17 protein-coding genes are annotated in these 17,218 nt (G+C 72.7%); 6 read left to right on the forward strand and 11 right to left on the reverse strand.

The features are described 5' to 3' along the window. Nucleotides 1-231: 231 nt before the first annotated feature. Nucleotides 232-822, forward strand: coding sequence for a class I SAM-dependent methyltransferase (locus AB0I72_RS01215; RefSeq protein ID WP_358561307.1), 591 nt, complete (start codon nucleotides 232-234; stop codon nucleotides 820-822). A gap of 97 nt (nucleotides 823-919) precedes the next feature. Here the strand turns inward: AB0I72_RS01215 and AB0I72_RS01220 are convergent, their stop codons facing one another. The 7 genes from AB0I72_RS01220 to AB0I72_RS01250 form a co-directional block, all read right to left on the reverse strand. Beyond that, a complete protein-coding gene (locus AB0I72_RS01220; RefSeq protein ID WP_358561310.1) occupies nucleotides 920-2,413 on the reverse strand; it encodes a leucyl aminopeptidase in 1,494 nt (497 codons plus the stop codon). Nucleotides 2,414-2,513: 100 nt separating this feature from the next. Continuing rightward, nucleotides 2,514-2,681 (reverse strand): DUF3117 domain-containing protein, encoded by a 168-nt coding sequence (locus AB0I72_RS01225; protein ID WP_358561313.1) that lies wholly within the window; start codon nucleotides 2,679-2,681, stop codon nucleotides 2,514-2,516. Between the two features lie 378 nt (nucleotides 2,682-3,059). Further along, nucleotides 3,060-3,644 carry a hypothetical protein gene (locus AB0I72_RS01230; protein WP_358561316.1) on the reverse strand — a complete coding sequence of 195 codons (585 nt, stop codon included), beginning with the start codon at nucleotides 3,642-3,644 and terminating at the stop codon, nucleotides 3,060-3,062. Nucleotides 3,645-3,830: 186 nt separating this feature from the next. Further along, nucleotides 3,831-4,295, reverse strand: coding sequence for a hypothetical protein (locus AB0I72_RS01235; RefSeq protein WP_358561318.1), 465 nt, complete (start codon nucleotides 4,293-4,295; stop codon nucleotides 3,831-3,833). A gap of 129 nt (nucleotides 4,296-4,424) precedes the next feature. Next, the gene (locus AB0I72_RS01240) at nucleotides 4,425-5,198 is read right to left on the reverse strand and encodes a TIGR00730 family Rossman fold protein (RefSeq protein WP_358561321.1); all 774 of its coding nucleotides are present in this window, start codon (nucleotides 5,196-5,198) and stop codon (nucleotides 4,425-4,427) included. A gap of 132 nt (nucleotides 5,199-5,330) precedes the next feature. Next, the gene (gene dapE / locus AB0I72_RS01245; protein ID WP_358561324.1) at nucleotides 5,331-6,395 is read right to left on the reverse strand and encodes a succinyl-diaminopimelate desuccinylase; all 1,065 of its coding nucleotides are present in this window, start codon (nucleotides 6,393-6,395) and stop codon (nucleotides 5,331-5,333) included. Between the two features lie 138 nt (nucleotides 6,396-6,533). Continuing rightward, nucleotides 6,534-7,370, reverse strand: coding sequence for a 2,3,4,5-tetrahydropyridine-2,6-dicarboxylate N-succinyltransferase (locus tag AB0I72_RS01250; protein ID WP_358561327.1), 837 nt, complete (start codon nucleotides 7,368-7,370; stop codon nucleotides 6,534-6,536). 208 nt (nucleotides 7,371-7,578) lie between these two features. Between AB0I72_RS01250 and AB0I72_RS01255 the strand changes: the two genes are divergently transcribed. Beyond that, nucleotides 7,579-8,463, forward strand: coding sequence for a hypothetical protein (locus AB0I72_RS01255; protein ID WP_358561330.1), 885 nt, complete (start codon nucleotides 7,579-7,581; stop codon nucleotides 8,461-8,463). A gap of 57 nt (nucleotides 8,464-8,520) precedes the next feature. On the opposite strand, the gene dapC is transcribed toward AB0I72_RS01255, so the two are convergent. Together dapC and fdxA are read right to left on the reverse strand one after the other, a co-directional pair. Continuing rightward, complete coding sequence (gene dapC / locus AB0I72_RS01260; RefSeq protein ID WP_358561333.1) at nucleotides 8,521-9,630, reverse strand: succinyldiaminopimelate transaminase; 1,110 nt, start codon at nucleotides 9,628-9,630, stop codon at nucleotides 8,521-8,523. A 192-nt stretch (nucleotides 9,631-9,822) separates the two neighbouring features. After that, nucleotides 9,823-10,143 carry a ferredoxin gene (gene fdxA, locus AB0I72_RS01265; RefSeq protein WP_358561336.1) on the reverse strand — a complete coding sequence of 107 codons (321 nt, stop codon included), beginning with the start codon at nucleotides 10,141-10,143 and terminating at the stop codon, nucleotides 9,823-9,825. A gap of 186 nt (nucleotides 10,144-10,329) precedes the next feature. On the opposite strand from fdxA, the gene AB0I72_RS01270 reads away from it, so the two are divergent. The 3 genes from AB0I72_RS01270 (at nucleotide 10,330) to AB0I72_RS01280 (ending at nucleotide 13,264) form a co-directional block, all read left to right on the forward strand. Further along, nucleotides 10,330-10,587 (forward strand): hypothetical protein, encoded by a 258-nt coding sequence (locus AB0I72_RS01270; RefSeq protein WP_358561338.1) that lies wholly within the window; start codon nucleotides 10,330-10,332, stop codon nucleotides 10,585-10,587. Nucleotides 10,588-10,825: 238 nt separating this feature from the next. Beyond that, nucleotides 10,826-12,187, forward strand: a complete 1,362-nt coding sequence (locus tag AB0I72_RS01275; protein WP_358561341.1) for a hypothetical protein — start codon at nucleotides 10,826-10,828, stop codon at nucleotides 12,185-12,187. A gap of 96 nt (nucleotides 12,188-12,283) precedes the next feature. Next, nucleotides 12,284-13,264 (forward strand): site-2 protease family protein, encoded by a 981-nt coding sequence (locus tag AB0I72_RS01280; RefSeq protein WP_358561343.1) that lies wholly within the window; start codon nucleotides 12,284-12,286, stop codon nucleotides 13,262-13,264. Between the two features lie 160 nt (nucleotides 13,265-13,424). Here the strand turns inward: AB0I72_RS01280 and AB0I72_RS01285 are convergent, their stop codons facing one another. Next, nucleotides 13,425-13,895 carry a hypothetical protein gene (locus AB0I72_RS01285; RefSeq protein WP_358561346.1) on the reverse strand — a complete coding sequence of 157 codons (471 nt, stop codon included), beginning with the start codon at nucleotides 13,893-13,895 and terminating at the stop codon, nucleotides 13,425-13,427. Nucleotides 13,896-13,933: 38 nt separating this feature from the next. After that, entirely contained in the window at nucleotides 13,934-14,800 is an 867-nt protein-coding gene (gene mshB, locus AB0I72_RS01290) for an N-acetyl-1-D-myo-inositol-2-amino-2-deoxy-alpha-D-glucopyranoside deacetylase (RefSeq protein WP_358561348.1), read from the reverse strand. A 163-nt stretch (nucleotides 14,801-14,963) separates the two neighbouring features. Here mshB and AB0I72_RS01295 point away from each other — a divergent pair, with 163 nt between their 5' ends. Continuing rightward, the gene (locus tag AB0I72_RS01295) at nucleotides 14,964-17,174 is read left to right on the forward strand and encodes a prolyl oligopeptidase family serine peptidase (RefSeq protein ID WP_358561352.1); all 2,211 of its coding nucleotides are present in this window, start codon (nucleotides 14,964-14,966) and stop codon (nucleotides 17,172-17,174) included. Nucleotides 17,175-17,218 lie beyond the last annotated feature (44 nt).

Here is a 17,218-nt window from a genome sequence, read left to right on the forward strand (position 1 = left end):
CCGTTAAGTTCCCGCCGCCACGCTCGGAGTTCGCGTCCGTTCAGGCTAATCTTGCGCCAGGGACGTGACCCGATCGCGAACGTCGCACCACCCTGTGTGACGTGTCGCTGGTCAGGGAGTCCGCCCACACCGTGACCACCGCAGCGGGAGGCCGTCATCACCAGCACGGATCAGAGCGCGGCCCGGATCACCTGGGTCCGGGCCGAGCAGGACCGCTTCGCCCAGGACGCCGTGGGGGACGGACCCCTGGTCGACGCCTACGAGACGGCGGAGCGGTCGTCGGCACCGCCCGTGGACCCCGTGACGGGTGCGGCGCTGCGGTTCCTGGCCGCGGCGATCGGGGCCCGGTCGGTCGTGGAGGTCGGCACGGGGTGCGGTGTGTCCGGAGTGTGGCTCCTGCGCGGCATGGCCCCTGACGCGATCCTCACCTCCGTGGACACCGACGCCGAGTACCAGGCCTACGCCCGCACGGTGTTCGCCGGCGAGGGGTTCGGCACGGGCCGGGCGCGGCTGATCCGCGGACGGGCGTTGGAGGTGCTCCCCCGGCTCACCGACGGCGGATACGACCTGGTCTTCGTCGACGCCGACCGCGAGTCCCACCCCGAGTACCTGGCCGAGGCACAGCGGCTGCTGCGCCCGGGCGGCGTGGTGGTGTTCCACGGTGCGTTGGCGGCCTCCTCCGAACCGGACGGGCCGCTGCGCGCCCCCGACCCGGCCGAGACCGCCGTGCGCGAGGTGGTGCGACGGGTCCGGGAGGACGACGCGTTCGTTCCGCTGATGATGCCGGTGGGCGAGGGGCTGCTGGCCGCCATCCGCCCCTGACGGCGTCTCCCCTGCCGATCCGCCGTCGACCCCGCCCTCTCCGCCACGCGGGAACCCCGCCTGCGCCCGGTCCGGCCGCCGTGTCGGGCGGCGGCCGCTAGCGCGCGGCGAGCCAGCGCAGCAGCGTGCGCGTGGCGAAGGCGGTGCCGCCCTTGCTGAGGACGCCGTTCTCCTTCATCGACCGGCCGGGACCGGCGATGTCGAGGTGGGCCCAGGGCACGTCGCCGGTGAACGCGCGGAGGAACAGCGCGGCCTCGGTCGCGCCCGCCGGACCGAAGTCCCTGCCGCGGGTGCCGATGTTGGCGAGGTCGGCGACCCGGGACTCGGTGGTCGGGGTGTACGCGTCGGTGAGCGGCATGCGCCAGAGCGGCTCGCCGGAGTCGCGGCCGGCGCGCTCCAGTTCGGCGGCGATCGTGTCGTCGTCGCTGAAGAGGGCGCCGGTTCCGGTGCCGAGCGCGACCTTGGCCGCGCCGGTCAGGGTCGCCACGTCCACCAGGACGTCCGGGGCGAGCTCCGCGACCGCGTAGCCGATGGCGTCGGCCAGGACCAGCCGCCCCTCGGCGTCGGTGTTGAGCACCTCGACGGTGGTGCCCGAGTAGGTCGTGAGCACGTCGCCGACCCGGGTGGCGCTTCCGGAGAAGGCGTTCTCCGCCAACGGAAGCAGACCGGTGACCCGGACCGACGCCCCGACCTCGGCCAGAGCGGAGAGCACCGCGAGGACGATCGCCGATCCGCTCATGTCGGTCTTCATCAGCATCATGTTGTCGTTCGGCTTGAGCGACAGGCCGCCGGTGTCGAACGTGATGCCCTTGCCGACCAGCACGACGTGCTCGGTCGGGTTCTCGGGGGTGTAGGAGAGCTGGACCATGCGCGGGGGCCGGGAGGAGCCCTGGCCGACGCCCAGGATGGCGCCGAAGCCGCCGTCCACGAGGTCCTTCTCGTCCCAGACCCGGACCTGGAGGCCCTTCTCGGCGGCGACCTCGCGCGCTCGCGAGGCCATCCACTCCGGGTCCTTCTCCAGGGAGGGGGTGTTGATGAGGTCGCGCGCCAGAGCGGTGGCCGCGGCGAGGTCCGCGCCTCGGCGCAGGGCGTCCGCGAGGTCCGCGTCCGCCTCGCCCACCACGTCGATGCTCTCGGCGGGGCGCCTGTCCTCGGGGGTCTCGCCCGTCTTCATTCTGAACGTGTAGGAGGCGAGCAGCGCGCCCTCGGCGAAGGCGGTCGCCGCCTCGGCGTCAGCGCCGGGCCAGGCCAGGGCGACGCTCCGTCGCCCCCTGGCCGCCCGGGACAGGGCCGCTCCGGCCTTCCGGAGGTCCTCGGGCGATGCCGAGCCCACCCCCAGAAGCGCCAGCCGCGCCAGGCCCTCGTCCCGGGACACCGGGAACTGGACGAACTCGCCGGACTTGCCGGTGAGCGCGTAGTGCGTGAACAGATCGGTGAGCGGGGCGGGAAGGACCCCGGTCAGCCCGCTCCCAGCGATCCCTTCGACCGCCTTCGGTCCGCCGTCCTCCGCGCGCACGGGCAGGACCAGCAGGTCCGCGGTGGAATCGGCGAGGTTTCCCGGTCGGGACTGGATCTGCGTGGCGAAGGGCACGGGCCGCTCACAATCGTTCACTGATTCGGGAGGTGTACAACCTCGGGGGTCGTCAGGGGACTCCGGCCCGGGGTGGGGGGACGGGCACGGGTCGTCGTCGCTAGCCGACGACCTTCTGCAGCTCGTCCCGGAGATCACCCGCCTCTTCCGGCGTCAGTTCGACGACCAGGCGTCCGCCGCCCTCCAGGGGGACTCGCATGATGATGCCGCGACCCTCCTTGGTGACCTCCAACGGCCCATCGCTGGTCCTCGGCTTCATCGCCGCCATGCCATTCCCCTTTCTAGATGTTCCTCGCAGGTGGCCGGGGGCCGACCCACGGCACCGGCGCCGGGCCACCGTGTGCGGCCCGGTTCCGGAACCGTCGACCGGATCCGTGTGACTCGCGCCCGCGTGAGGTAAGGGACGTGAACCACTCTTCGTCCATTATCTCGGAGGTTGGCCCCGGTGTGTGCGCCGGGCGACCGAAGCGCGACCGCGCGAGCCTCCGCCGGCGAGGAATCGTTGGTCAGTAAAGGTTATATCGGTCCTGACCGAATTCCGATGGGAGCGTGAGGGGCCGAACGGACTACTGCCCCGACTCCGCCGGTCGAAACAGCGGGATTCGACCGCGCTGGCGCCCTGGTCGTGACCTGGTGTTCGACGGGGTCAGCCCAGTTCCCCGGTGGAGGTCATCCGCGTGCCCTCGTCGGTGACGGACGACCACTCCGACATGAGCGCCCGGTCGTCGTCACCCGGCCAGAGGGTCAGCTCCGCGTCGTCGACGCACCGGTCCTCGGGGTCGGCGGTCTCGGTGTAGACGTACACGACGCGGTCTCCGTCGCGCGCCGACAGTTCCAACGTCCCCGAACAGGTGAACGTCGTCCAGGCGGTGCTGCCGCGCTCGGCGCCCTCCTCGATGCGGATCTCGGCGTGCCAGTCGGCGACGGGATCGCCCTCGGTGTCGACCTGGTGCATGTCACCCGACCAGGAACCGACGAACCGCTCCAGGTGCTCGGTGCTCTCCGCGACGTCGGCGCCCTCGTCGCCGACCAGGGTCCACGCGGTGGCGATACCGCCCGCGAGCACGAGGGCCCCGAGTCCGATACCGGACACCACGGCCACCCGACGGCGGCGACGTTGCGTGTACCGGGTCGATCGGGGCGGCTGCCACAGGGACATCTGGCGAACGGGGGCGGCGGTGTCGCCGCGCCCGCCCTCGGGTCCCGGGTCGAGATCGGCTGCTGTGTCCATCCTCGCCATCCTGAGCGATGCTCCGCCCGCTCCGGTGGAACGGGGGGTACATGTGTACAGCGAACGAGAATAGGGCACCCGAACCCGACGCGGCCGCCGGAAGCGGGAGGTCAGCTGTGACTCACGACATACCGGGGAACCCGGCCAGGGCGGGGTGAACCGCCCCGGACCGCCGAACGGGAGGCGTCAGCCCTGGCCAGGCGCGGTGCGGGCGCTCTCCGCGGGCTCCTCGGGTCTGGACTCGCCGGAGTCGCCGGAGACCGGGGGCTCCCCGCCTTTCTCCGGAGCGTAGGCGTCGCCGGGCAGCCGACGGGAGCCGCCGGGTCCGTGGCCCTCGGGGACGTAGGGAGCGTCGAGCCGGGACAGCCGCCACTCCAGGTCCTCGATCCGCTCCTCGCGTTCGCGCAGCGTGGCGGTCAGTCGCGCCAGGAGCTCGTCCACGGCGCGCACGTGGTAGCCCCACATGGAGAGGGGCAGCAGGAGCCGACCGAGGTCGGCCGACCCGACCGCGCCGTCGGCGGGCAGGTCCAGCGGAGGGTAGTCGGCCTCGAAACGGGCGAGCTGTCCGCCCTTTCCGAGCACGATGTAGACGACGCCCACGAGCACGGCCAAGGCGGCGGCGCCGACCAGGATCATGATGAAGACAGGCACGGAACGATCGTGCCATGCCCACCCGCCGATGGCCACCACACGCCGCCGCCTGTGGACGACCGCGTCCCGCAGGACCGCGCGGTCGCCCTCAGCGGGCGCCCCGGCGCCGCACGCCCGCGCCGTCGGCCGTCAGCCGACGCCGGGCGGCACCTCGCCGTTGCGCTGGGCGATGTCCAGGTGCGACTTGCGGATGATGTCGACGACCTCGTCGGGATCGTCGGTCAGCTGGAGCAGTTCCGTGTCCGCCGGGCTGATCAGCCCGTTCTCCAGCAGCCGCGACTCGATCCACTCGTACAGGCCGCCCCAGAACTCCCTGCCGACCAGCACGACGGGGAACCGGGTCACCTTGTTGGTCTGGACGAGCGTGACCGCCTCGAACAGCTCGTCCAGCGTCCCGAACCCGCCGGGCAGCACCACGAAGGCCTGCGCGTACTTCACGAACATCGTCTTGCGGACGAAGAAGTACCGGAAGGTCATCCCCACGTCGATGTAGGGGTTGAGCGTCTGCTCGAACGGCAGCTCGATGCCCAGCCCGACGGACATCCCGCCCGCCTCCTGGGCCCCCTTGTTGGCGGCCTCCATCATTCCCGGGCCGCCACCGGTGATCGTGGCGTACCCGGCCCGCGCCAGCCTGGCGCCGACCGTGACACCCAGCGCGTAGTGGTCGCTGTCCGGCTTGACCCGGGCCGACCCGAACACGCTCACCGCCGACGGCAGTTCGGACAGCAGACCGAAACCCTCGACGAACTCCGACTGGATGCGCAGCACCCGCCAGGGGTCGGTGTGCACCCAGTCCGTCGGCCCCCGCTGGTCCAGCAGCCGCTGGTCGGTGGTGGTCTGCGGGATGGCCCGGCCCCGGTACGTCAGCGGGCCGGCGTGCCGAATGTGTTCCTCTTCCGTCATGTCGTGAGGCTATCCGAGCGGGGGCGGACGCCGCCTGAACCGCGTGTGGACCCACGGTGACCGGAAACGGCAGATTCATCCCGAACGTGCTGGTCGGAGCGGTTCCGAGCGGCGATCGGCCGCGCGCCCGAGTCAGCGCGAGCCCGCGAGCCAGGCGACCATCCGCTCCTCGGCCTCGCGGATCTTCGCGATCTCGGCGTACTCGTTCCGCGTGTGGGCCAGCGTCGGGTCGCCCGGGCCGTAGTTGACGGCGGGCACGCCCAGCGCGGAGAAGCGCGAGACGTCGGTCCACCCGAGCTTGGCGCGCGCCCGCCCCTCCCCCACCGCGGCCACGAAGGCCGCGGCGGACGGGTCGTCGAGCCCGGGGCGGGCCGGGGCGGCGGCGTCGGTCACCGTCACCTCGAAGCCGTCGAACACCTCGCGCAGGTGGGCCTCGGCGTCCTCCAGCGACAGGTCCGGGGCGAAGCGGTAGTTGACCGTCACGACGCACTCGTCCGGGATGACGTTGCCCGCGACGCCGCCCTCGACGAACACCGCGTTGAGGCCCTCGTGGAAGCGCAGCCCCTCCACCTCGGGTTCCCGGGGGGTGTAGGCGCGCAGGACGTCGAGGATCGCCCCGGCGTCGTGGATCGCGTTCCGCCCCATCCAGGAGCGGGCGCTGTGCGCGCGCTCGCCCCGGGCGACGACGCGCACGCGCATCGTGCCCTGGCAGCCGCCCTCGATGACGCCGTCCGTCGGCTCCATGAGGATGGCGAAGTCGCCCGCCAGCCACGCGGGGTGGTTCTTGGCCAGGCGGCGGAGGCCGTTCCGGGCGGCGTCGACCTCCTCGTTGTCGTAGAACACGTAGGTGACGTCGTGCACCGGTTCGGTGACCAGGGCGGCCAGCTTGAGCTGGACCGCGACCCCGGCCTTCATGTCGGAGGTCCCGCAGCCGTACAGCCGGCCGTCCTCCACGTGGGAGGGGACGTTGTCGACGATGGGAACGGTGTCGATGTGCCCGGCGACGACGACCCTGCGCGGGCGCCCCAGGTCGGTGCGGGCGACGATCGCGTCACCGTCCCGGGAGACCTTCAGGTGCGGCAGGTCGGACAGGGCCCGCTCGACGGCGTCGGCGAGGGTCCGCTCGTCGCCGCTCTCGGAGCGGATGTCCACGATGGCGGCGGTCAGGTCCGCCACGTCCGAGGTCAGGTCCAGCATCGTCTCGCCCCGTTCAGGTCGTCGTCGTTGGTCGCGGACGCCGCGCCCCGTGCGGCGGGGGCGCCCGTCGTCCACCCTAGACAAGCGCGGGGCGCCCCTCCGCACCGTGCGGGGGGCGCCCCGGGAGCTCCGGTCGCGTCAGGCGTTGACGCCGTGCTCGCGGAGCAGCTCGTTCAGGGCGAGCTTGTCGTGCTCCTGCCCCTTCTCCAGCCGCTTGAGCACCAGCAGGACCGGCATGCCGAAGTCCCCGCCGGGGAAGCTCTTGACGCGGTTGGCGGTCACGCACACCGACCAGGCCGGGGCCTCGCCGCGCGGCAGCTCCTCACCGGTCTCGGCGTCGAAGACGCGCGTGGAGGAGGTGAGGATGGTCCCGGCGCCGAGCTTGGCGCCGGTGCGCACGCGGGCGCCCTCGACGACCATGCTGCGGGAGCCGAGGAAGGCGTCGTCCTCGATGACGACCGGGGAGGCCTGCGGCGGCTCCAGGACGCCGCCGACGCCGACGCCGCCGGACAGGTGGACGTTCTCGCCGACCTGCGCGCAGGAGCCCACGGTCGCCCAGGTGTCCACCATGGTGCCGGAGCCGACGTGGGCGCCGATGTTGGTGAAGGACGGCATGAGCACGACGCCCGGGGCGAGGTAGGAGCCCCAGCGGGCGATGGCGCCCGCGACGACGCGGACACCGTCGAAGCGGGTCTTCAACGGCATGCGGTCGTGGTGGTAGAAGTCGCCGACGTGCGACTCCTTCATCTCCAGGACCTTGAAGCCGAGCAGGATGGAGCGCTTGGCGCGCTCGTCGACCACGACCTCGTCGGTGCTGGGGTCGACGAAGGCGACGCGCGCCTTGCCCTCGTCGATCTGGTCGATCGCGCCGATGATGGTCTGGCGCGCCTCGGTGTGGCCGGGGGTGAGTTCGGAGCGCCGCTCCCAGAGTTCGTCGATCCGGTCTGGCAGCGGACTTGTGTACGAGCTGGTCATGTGCACCCACGTTAGCGGTTCCGCGGGGGTACACCGCTGAGGCCCCGGGACCTGAGCCGGGGTCCCCCTCCGTCACGTTCCGTCCGGGAGCGCACCGCCGACTACAATGCGCCCGAGGCGCACACCTCACCGCGCCCCGCGCGGCGCACGCAGGGCCCCTCCGCCCCGTGCGACGCGCTCCACCCGTCACCGACCCGTTGGTTCGCCCGTGCCCAGTAAGCGTCGGAAAATCTCCGCCTTCGTCAAGATCCTCCTGGCCCTGTTCCTCGTGTGCGGCGCCCTCGTCGCCGGGGGATACTACGTGCTGACCACGGTCGAGCCGCTGGAACAGGACACCGTGGAGCCGCTCGAGCCCGCCTGCCGCCTCGACCTGGCGCAGGGCTCCTACACCCTGGAGCCGCTCCAGGCGGTGAACGCCGTCACCGTCGGGGGCGTGGCGTTCAGCCGCGACCTCCCCGAAGAGGCGGTCACGGTGGCGTTCGCGACCGTGTGGCAGGAGTCGACCTTCTTCAACCTGGAGTACGGCGACCGGGACTCGCTGGGCCTGTTCCAGCAGCGGCCGTCCCAGGAGTGGGGCGAACCGGAGGAGATCCTCGACCCGGTGTACGCCAGCGCCGCGTTCTACGACGCGCTGGCGGAGATCGACGGCTGGGAGCAGCTGCCGGTGTTCGAGGCGGCCCAGGCCGTTCAGCGCAGCGCCGACGGTTACGCCTACGACCAGCACGAGACGCTGTCGGCGGACATGGCCGAGGCGATCACCGGCGCCCTGGGACCGGCGATGACGTGTTGGTACGACGCGGAGACCGTCGGGTCCCTGACCGCCGGGGAGGCCGACGTGGAGGGCGCCCGGGAGGAGATGGCGCGGGTGTTCGGCGTCGACCCGACCGCGCTGCCCGTGGAGGAGGACCCGCGCACGGGTGACCTGGGCTGGGCGATGACGCTCTGGGCCGTCGCCCACGCGGAGGAGTACGGGCTGACCTCGGTGACCTACGGCGACCAGCGCTGGCGGGTGTCCGACGGCCTGGACGGCGCCGAGGCGTGGACCACCGTCGCGGCCGAGTTCGACTCCGAGGGCGGCATCGCCCTCGGCTGACGCTCGGAGCCCCGCCCCGGCGGCCGCGCCCGCGGCCGGACGCCCGCCCGTCGACGGCTACGACGCCAGGCGCTTGACCGCGGCGTCGACCCGCTCGTCGGTGGCGGTGAACGCCACCCGGACGTGCCGCGCGCCCGCCGTGCCGTAGAAGTCGCCGGGCGCCACCAGGATCCCCCGGTCGGCGAGGGCGGCCACGGCGCCCCACGCGTCGTACTCGGGGTGGCTCGCCCACAGGTACAGCCCCGCGTCGGAGTGCTCGATCCGCCACCCCGCGCCCTCGAAGGCCGTCCGCAGACGGCTGCGGCGCGCCCGGTAGCGCTCCTTCTGCTCGGCGGCGTGGTCGTCGTCGTCCAGCGCGGCGCGCATGGCGGCCTGCACCGGGGCGGGGACGATCATCCCCGCGTGCTTGCGGACCGCGAGCAGCTCCTCGACCAGGGCGGGGTCACCGGCGACGAACGCGGCGCGGTAGCCCGCGAGGTTGGAGCGCTTGGACAGCGAGTGCACGGCCAGCAGATTGGCGTGGGAGCCGTCGCACACGTCCGGGTGCAGGATCGACACCGGCTCCCGGTCCTCCCAGCCGAGGTCGAGGTAGCACTCGTCGGAGGCGACGACCGCGCCCCGCTCGCGCGCCCACTGGACCACCTTGCGCAGGTGCGGGACGTCCAGCACGCGACCGGTCGGGTTGCTCGGCGAGTTCACCCACACGAGGCCGACCGGGGCCGGGCCGAGGGCGGTCAGCCCGTCGGAGGCCACCGGCGTGGCTCCGGCCATGCGGGCGCCGACGTCGTAGGTCGGGTAGGCCAGCTCGGGGTGGACGACCGTGTCGCCCTCGCCCAGGCCGAGCAGGGTGGGCAGCCAGGCCACGAGTTCCTTGGAGCCGACGGTCGGCAGGACGGCTCCGTCGGCGACCCGGACGCCGTGGCGGCGCGCCAGCCACTCGGCGATCGACGCGCGCAGCTCCGGGGTTCCCCAGGTCAGGGGGTATCCGGGCGAGTCGGCGGCGTCGGCCAGGGCCGTGCGGAGGGTCGCGGGCACCGGGTCGACGGGCGTGCCGACGGACAGGTCCACGATGCCGTCCGGGTTGGCCGCGGCCGTGCGCTTGTACGGCGCCAGCCGGTCCCAGGGGAAGGTCGGGAGGCGGTCCGTCACGCGTCGCCGTGCGGCCATCGGTGCGTTCTCCATCCGGATCGGGGTTCGGGAGTGTCGGGTCGGGGCGGGCTCCGAACAAGCATCGCGCCGACCCCCGGTCGGGGATCGGCGCGACACCCACGTTCGGCTGTCCGTCCGGGGACAGCACCCTCTGCGCCAAGGGGGTGCGTTCGACCGCCCGGCGTGGGGCGGCCGGTCGCTCGGAACCTCTTAGTCCGCCTGCTTCGGGAGCTTGGCGATGAGCGGGTGATCGCGGTCGATCTTGCCCACCTTCGAGGCTCCGCCCGGCGAGCCGAGGTCGTCGAAGAAGTCGACGTTGGCCTTGTAGAAGTCCTGCCACTGGTCGGGCAGGTCGTCCTCGTAGTAGATGGCCTCGACGGGGCAGACCGGCTCGCACGCACCGCAGTCGACGCACTCGTCCGGGTGGATGTAGAGCATGCGCTCGCCCTCGTAGATGCAGTCCACAGGGCACTCGTCAATGCACGCCTTGTCCAGCACATCGACACAGGGCTGCGCGATGACGTAGGTCACGTCGAACTCCTTGATCTCACCCCCGCGCTCCCACGGGGAGGGCGGGGACCTTCGGAGTCCCGGCGAGGTGTCGGCGTGCGGGCGCCGACTCCCCCGGTTTCCGGGCTCCGCAAGCTGTTGGCACAGATGTCGTTCTCCTAGTATGGCGTCGGAGAATACCCAGCGCACCATCGGGGGTGGAGTTCGATGCACATGAGGGGTCGTCTGGTGCACCGGATCACCCGCGAGGACGTGGGAAAGCGCGTATCCGTCCGAATCCACCTCACCGACGGGGGGTTCACCGATATCGTCGGTGTGGTGGAGTCCTGGGAGGACGGCGTGTTGACCCTGCGCCGTCGGGACGACTCGGTGGTCGAGGTCGCCGAGTCGAGCATCGCCGCCAGCCGTGTCGTTCCCCCCGTGCCCCCGCGCCGACGCGGTGGGCGCCCCTCCCAGGCGCCCTGACGCGCGCCCCGGCTCCACGACGGCCACTCGGAACACGACCACCGCCCGCCGGACGTTGCCGGTCGGGCGTGAGAACACGCCTGGACACAGGCATTCTTCGCCCCGTCCGGGGTAGGAGACGGCAGAGTCCCGCCGCGAGCCGAGCCAGCTCGGCGCGGGACGTAGGACAGCGGCGCGCCCCGACGACTCCCCGCGTCGAGTGGGCGCGGTGCACGGCGGGAGGTGGTGAGCGCCCATCATGCGCGAAGCAGTCGTGTCCGCCCTCGCGGAACTGGCCGGCCGGGACGAGCGGGCGGCCGTGGCCGCGCGCGAGGCGCTGGACACGCTGGCCCCCGACCACGACATCGAACGGCTCACCCAGTACTCCGTCCAGCGGTTCTGCTGGTTCGAGCTCCCCGTACGGTTCCAGGGGTCTCCCGACGACCGGATGTTCGCCGCCCGCTCCCTCGGCCGTCTCCTCACCCTCCTGAACCTCCAACGCTACGCGCGGGTGTGCTCCGGGCCCGAGACGGTCGCGCTGTCGTCGGCCTACGACGAGGACCACGACGCCGGTCTGGCGATGTACGAGCGGCTCATGTGGGAGTCGGGCGTGGAACCGCCGGACCTGCCCGAACTGACGTGGGGCGGCGCGGTCGGCGACGCCGAGATCCACGCGCGGCTGGAGACGGCGGCGGCCCTGGAGCTGGCGGTCTCGGTCGGTGACGTCCGCCCGGGCGAGCACGGGTGGCGCACGGCGCAGGCGCGGTTCACCCGTTCCTTCCTCACCCAACCCGACCGCCGGGGGTTGAGCCACCTGGACCGGGTGCGCGAGGAGAGGGTGCGCGCGTGGATCGGTTCGCCCGTGCATCCGCACAGGCAACGACTGTGGCCGCTGGTGGGGCGGATCATCGCCGGTGTGGACGTGCCGCGCGCGGCGGACACGGCCATGGCGCCGCTGCGGACGCTGTTGGACCTGGCCGCGGAGGGGATCGCGCTGACGCAGATCGGGTACATCGCGCCGGGCGTGGTCCGACTGCTGTGCGCGGACTTCGGATGGCGGACCTCGCCCGAGCCGCCACGCAGCGAGACCGACGCGACCCAGCTCATCGCGCTGCACCAGATGCTGCGCGGGATGCGCGCGGTGCGGCGGTCGGGGCGGCGGCTGGTGCTCACACGGCGTGGGCGCCAGCTGAGGCAGGACCCCGAGGCGCTGTGGCTGGCCGCCGCGGAGACCCTGTGCCGTACCGGTGGGATCGAGCAGGCGGCGGCGGAGACGTTGCTGGGCGTGCTGCTGACGCGGTCGCCGCAGGGCACGGGGGCGCACGCCGAGCGCGGGGAGTCGGACGTGGTGGCGGCGGAGCGCGCGCTCACCGAGTCGGGGTGGGTGCCCGCGGATGGCCCGGTGTCGGCGGGGCGGCACGCCGCGGCGCACCACAGGACCGCGGAGACCGCGTCGGACCAGGTGCGCGCGCTGGTGATGGCGGTCGGGTGGCTGCTGGAGACGCTGGGGCTGCTCACGGAGGACGACGGCGGGAGCCGCCGGGAGCTGACCGGGCCGGGGCGGGCGTTCGCGATCACGTGTCTGCACACGTCGGCGGTGGCGCCGCGCGCGGTGGTGTGAGGGCGGCAGCCCCCTGCGCGAAGCGCCCCCGGGCGATGGTGGGTGACGGGTGGGCATACGCTGGACCGCGAACCACCCGCGACCAGCAGGAGCAGCATGCCCACGCCCGAGACGCCGCCGAGCGCGGACACGACGGAGGACGCGCCCGGCACCGACCCGTGGGAGAAGATGCCGCAGGACGCGCTCAACGTCCCCGACATCGCCGAGGACGAGAGGCGCGACGTGCCCGCGGAGGCCGCGAAGGTCACCGAGGCCAAGGCGACGGACGGGTCCTCCGCGTCCGGCGGATGGACGGACTTCCTGCCCAGCCCGGTGTTCGTGCTGCTGCTCGGTCTGGTCGGGTTCGCCGGCTGGCTGTCGTGGGAAGCGGTCGAACTGGACTGGGCGGCCGAGGACACGACGGTCACACCGCTGATCCCGCCCGTGCTCATCGTCCTCGGGTGGATCGTCTCCGCGACCGTCCACGAGTTCGGGCACGCGCTCGCCGCCTACCTCGCCGGTGACCGGTCGCTGCGCGGGAGCGGGTACCTGCGGCTCAACCCGTTCGCCTTCCGCGAGCTCTTCGGCGGCGTGGTCCTGCCGGTGGCCTACCTCTGCCTCGGCGGTATGGGCCTGACCGGGCCCCCCACCTACGTGAAGTGGGACCGGATCTCCCGCCCCGGGCGTGTCCTGGTGGCGCTCGCCGGACCGCTGGCCAGTCTCCTGGTGGCGGCTGCGCTGACGGTCACCGTGTCGATCCTGGTCCCGCCGGGCAACGACACCACCAACTGGGCGATCGCCGCCATGGCGTTCCTGTCGCTCGCCAACCTGACCGCGGCCGTGGTCAACCTGCTTCCGGTCCCGGGGCTGGACGCCTTCGAACCGCTCGCTCCAGCGCTGCCCGGAAAGGCGGCCTCCGCCCTGCGGACCAACGCGCTGTACTGCTCGATCGCGGTCTTCGCGCTGCTGTGGCTCCCGTTCGTCAACGGGCCCTTCCTCAACGCCTTCTACTGGTTCTACGACGTGGTCCTGCCGAACCCGGTCTATCCGGGCATGGTGTTCCACGGACAGCTGCTGCTGCAGTTCTGGGGAAACTAGGGCGTGTGCCGCGGACACATACCCTGCTGCGCGACGCCCCAGCACAACTCTCGCTGCGTTCTCATCAGTCGAAAGCACACCCAGGCTTACTCCTTCTTCGGCCTTGCGACAGCCGCACTGGAGACGCCGCTCGCGACGGGCAGCATCCACGGCACACGCCCTAACCCCTACCGCCGCGCGCGGCGAACCGTCCGCCGCGCGCCTTCCGGATCGAGCTGACCACCACGGCCGACGCCAGCGCCAGCATCGATCCGAGCTGGAACGCGTTGTGGATCATGTGGCCGGTGAGCACGATGTCGCCGCCGGGGTTGTAGCCGATCACCACGAAGAGGGCGACGACGAACCCGGTCGTGAAGGCCATCGCCGCGTCCGGCGTCCCGCTCCCCCACACCAGGAGACGGCAGCCGGTGTAGAGCAGGGCGACGTAGACGAGGAGCGCGACCACCGCGATCAGCTGCGCGGGCTGGCCCGCCTCCCAGTACCGGGTCAGCCACCCCGCGCAGATGGACGACGCGAACCCGACCACCGCGCCCAACGGCGCCACGGCGGCGAGCGTCGCCAGGCGCACCAGGACCGCGGTGCCGCGCGCGCGTTGGTCCTCCGGGCCGGAACCGGGACGCGAGGTGTTCATGGGAGTGGAGGATACGCGGCCGACACCTCCGGAAGCGCTCACAGGCCCGCGAAGAGGTCGGTCTCGAACTCGCCTCCGGAGGTGCGCGGACTCGGTCCCATGAGCAGCGTGTAGTGCTCCACGGCGTCGATCTCCTGCGCGATGCCGTTCGACAGCGCGAACCGTTCGCCCTCCACGGTGATCTGCGTGGCGTGCGCCCGCATCGCCAGCGTCTTGGCCGCCCAGTGGTCGGTGGCGTCGACGCGCGTGGTCACCGTCGAGTCGGGGGTGCCCAGCGCGATGTCGGACACGCGTGAGGGCGGGGTGAGGGAACCGGAGTCCTCGGCGAGCCGGGCGATGGACGCCTCGATCCGGGACACGGGCTGGGCGATCGCGTAGAGCTTGCGGACCTGCCAGGGGGAGCCCGGCATGGTGCGCTCGCCCGCCTTGACGCAGGCGCGGCGCATGACCCGGTGGGCCTGGATGTGGTCGGGGTGGCCGTAGCCGCCGTTCTCGTCGTAGCCGACCACGACGTGCGGGCGCGTCTCACGGATCAGCTCGGCCAGGAGGGTCGCCGCCTCCTCGACGTCGGCGCCCCAGAAGGCGCGCGGGTGGTCGTTGGCGGCGGCGCCGATCATGCCCGAGTCCCGGTAGCGGCCGGGGCCGCCGAGGAACCGGTGGTCGCGCACCCCTAGGGCGACGCAGGCCTTGTCGAGTTCGCCGATCCGGTGCTCGCCGAGCGTGTCCTCGCGGTCGGCGGCCAGGTGCGCGAGGTCGTCGGGGATGATCTCGCCCTCCTCGCCCAGGGTGCAGGTCACCAGCGTGACCTGGGCCCCCTCGGCCGCGTACTTCGCCAGGGTCGCCCCCGTGACGATGCTCTCGTCGTCGGGATGCGCGTGCACCATCATCAGTCGCCTGTCCATCACGTAGCGAACGATACCGGGCGAGGCGCCGTTTCCCCGACGTATGCCCTCGGTCGGCTCGGACGCGCGGTCTCCACGCCCGGCCCCACGGCCGTGACCTGGCGCGCGGAGGGGCACGCCGCCACCGGCGCGACGGTCCGGCGCGGTGATGGGACACAATCGCCCTATGAGTTTTCCTCGCCAACTGGCCCGAACCCAGCGCTTCAGCATCGGTGTCCCGTACGCGTTCGAGATCTCCCCGGACGGACGGCGTGTCGCCTTCCTGAGGGGACGGGACGGAGTGGACACCGCCACCTGCCTGTGGGTGCACGAGACCGAGCAGGGTACGGCGTGGGTGGCCGCCGACCCCCACGCGCTCGGCGCCGACGACGAGAACCTCCCCCCGGAGGAGCGCGCCCGCCGCGAACGGCTGCGGGAGAGCGGCGGCGGCATCGTCTCCTACGCGGTGGACGACGCGTTCACGCGGGCCGTCTTCGCCCTCTCGGGACGGCTCTTCTACGTGGACCTGGTGGGTGACGACAACGAGCCCCGCGAACTCCCCGCCACCCAGCCGGTCGTGGATCCCCGGATCAGCCCGCGCGGCGACCGCGTCGCCTACGTCAGCGGCGGCGCGCTGCGCGTCATCGACGTGAACGCGGCCGAGGGGGAGCACGGGGACCGTGTCCTGGTCGAGCCCGACGGCGAGCACGTGACGTGGGGCCTGGCCGACTTCGTCGCCGCCGAGGAGATGAGCCGGTACCGGGGTTTCTGGTGGGCGCCCGACGGCGGATCGATCCTGGCCACGCGGGTCGACGAGGCCGACGTGGCCCGGTGGCACGTGGACGACCCCGGCAGCCCGGAACGGGAACCGACCACCCTGCGCTACCCCGCGGCCGGGACGGCCAACGCGGACGTGCGGCTGGCCGTGCTGTCCGTCGGGACGGCGGGCCGGCACCGGGCGAGCGGCCCGGACGCGCCCGCGTGGATCGAGTGGGACCGGGAGGCACTGCCGTACCTCGCGCGGGCGGGATGGACCACCGGCCCGGACGGGACGCCGACGGTGGTCTTCACCGCGCAGAGCCGGAACCAGCGCATGATGACGCTGTTCAGCGCCGACCCGGTGACCGGCCTGGTCGCGGACGTGCGCACCGACACCGACGACGTGTGGCTGGAGATCGTGTCGGGCGTGCCGGACCACACCGCCTCCGGCGACCTGGTGTGGGTGGCACGCGACCCCGACCGCGGCGAGCGGCGGGTGTACGTGGGCGGCGACCCGGTCAGCCCGCCCGACGTGTACGTGCGGTCGGTGGTCGACGTGGACGGGGACCGGATCCTGTACTCGGGCTCCCCGGCCGGGCGGCCCGGGGACGTGTCCCTGTGGCTGGTGGACCTGCCGACGGGGCTGGCGGCGCCGGTGGAGGTTCCCGGGCACGGGTGCAGCACCGCCTCGGACGCCGAGGCGCACAGCGGCGTGCGGTCGGGGCGGCTGCGCGGGGACACGCTCGTGGTGCAGCACCGGTCGATGGAGTTCCCGGGGGTGCACACGCTGGTCTTCCGCAACGCCAGTTCGGAGACGCAGCGGGAGCGGTCCGAGATCGAGAGCTTCGCGGAGACCCCGGACCTGCCTGAGCAGCTGCGGGTGACGACCTGGCGGGCGGGTGAGCGGGAGATCCCGACGGCGCTGGTGCTGCCGTCGTGGTACCGGGAGGACCTGCGCCCGCTGCCGGTGCTCATGGCGCCGTACGGGGGTCCGCACGCGCAGCGGGTGCTCAACGCGCGGGGGGCCTACCTGACCGCGCAGTGGTACGCCGAGCAGGGGTTCGCGGTCCTGATCGCGGACGGGCGCGGCACGCCCGGGATAGGCGTGGAGTGGGAGCAGGAGATCCATCTCGACCTGGCCACGCCCGCGCTGGAGGACCAGGTGGCGGCGTTGCGGGACGCGGCCGAGCGGTACCCGTTCCTGGACACCTCGCGCGTGGGGATCCAGGGGTGGTCGTTCGGCGGGTACCTGTCGGCGCTGGCGGTGCTGCGCAGGCCGGACGTGTTCCACGCGGCGATCGCGGGCGCCCCGGTGATCGACTGGAAGCTGTACGACACGCACTACACCGAGCGGTACCTGGGCACACCGCAGGAGCGGCCGGAGGCGTACGAGGGCAGTTCGCTGCTCGCGGACGCGGGCAAGCTGGAGCGGCCGCTGATGATGATCCACGGGCTGGCGGACGACAACGTGGTGTTCGCGCACACGCAGCGGATGTCCTCGGCGCTGCTGGCGGCGGGGCGCAAGCACACGGTGCTGCCGCTGTCGGGGGTGACGCACATGCCGTCGGACCCGGTGGTGGCGGAGAACCTGATGCTGCTCCAGGTGGAGTTCCTCAAGGACAGCCTCACCGGGGAGTAGTCGGCACGGTGGGGCCGGGGCGGTTCCGGACGGGACCGCCCCGG

The organism is Nocardiopsis sp. NPDC049922, from assembly GCF_040660275.1.
GTDB lineage: Bacteria > Actinomycetota > Actinomycetes > Streptosporangiales > Streptosporangiaceae > Nocardiopsis.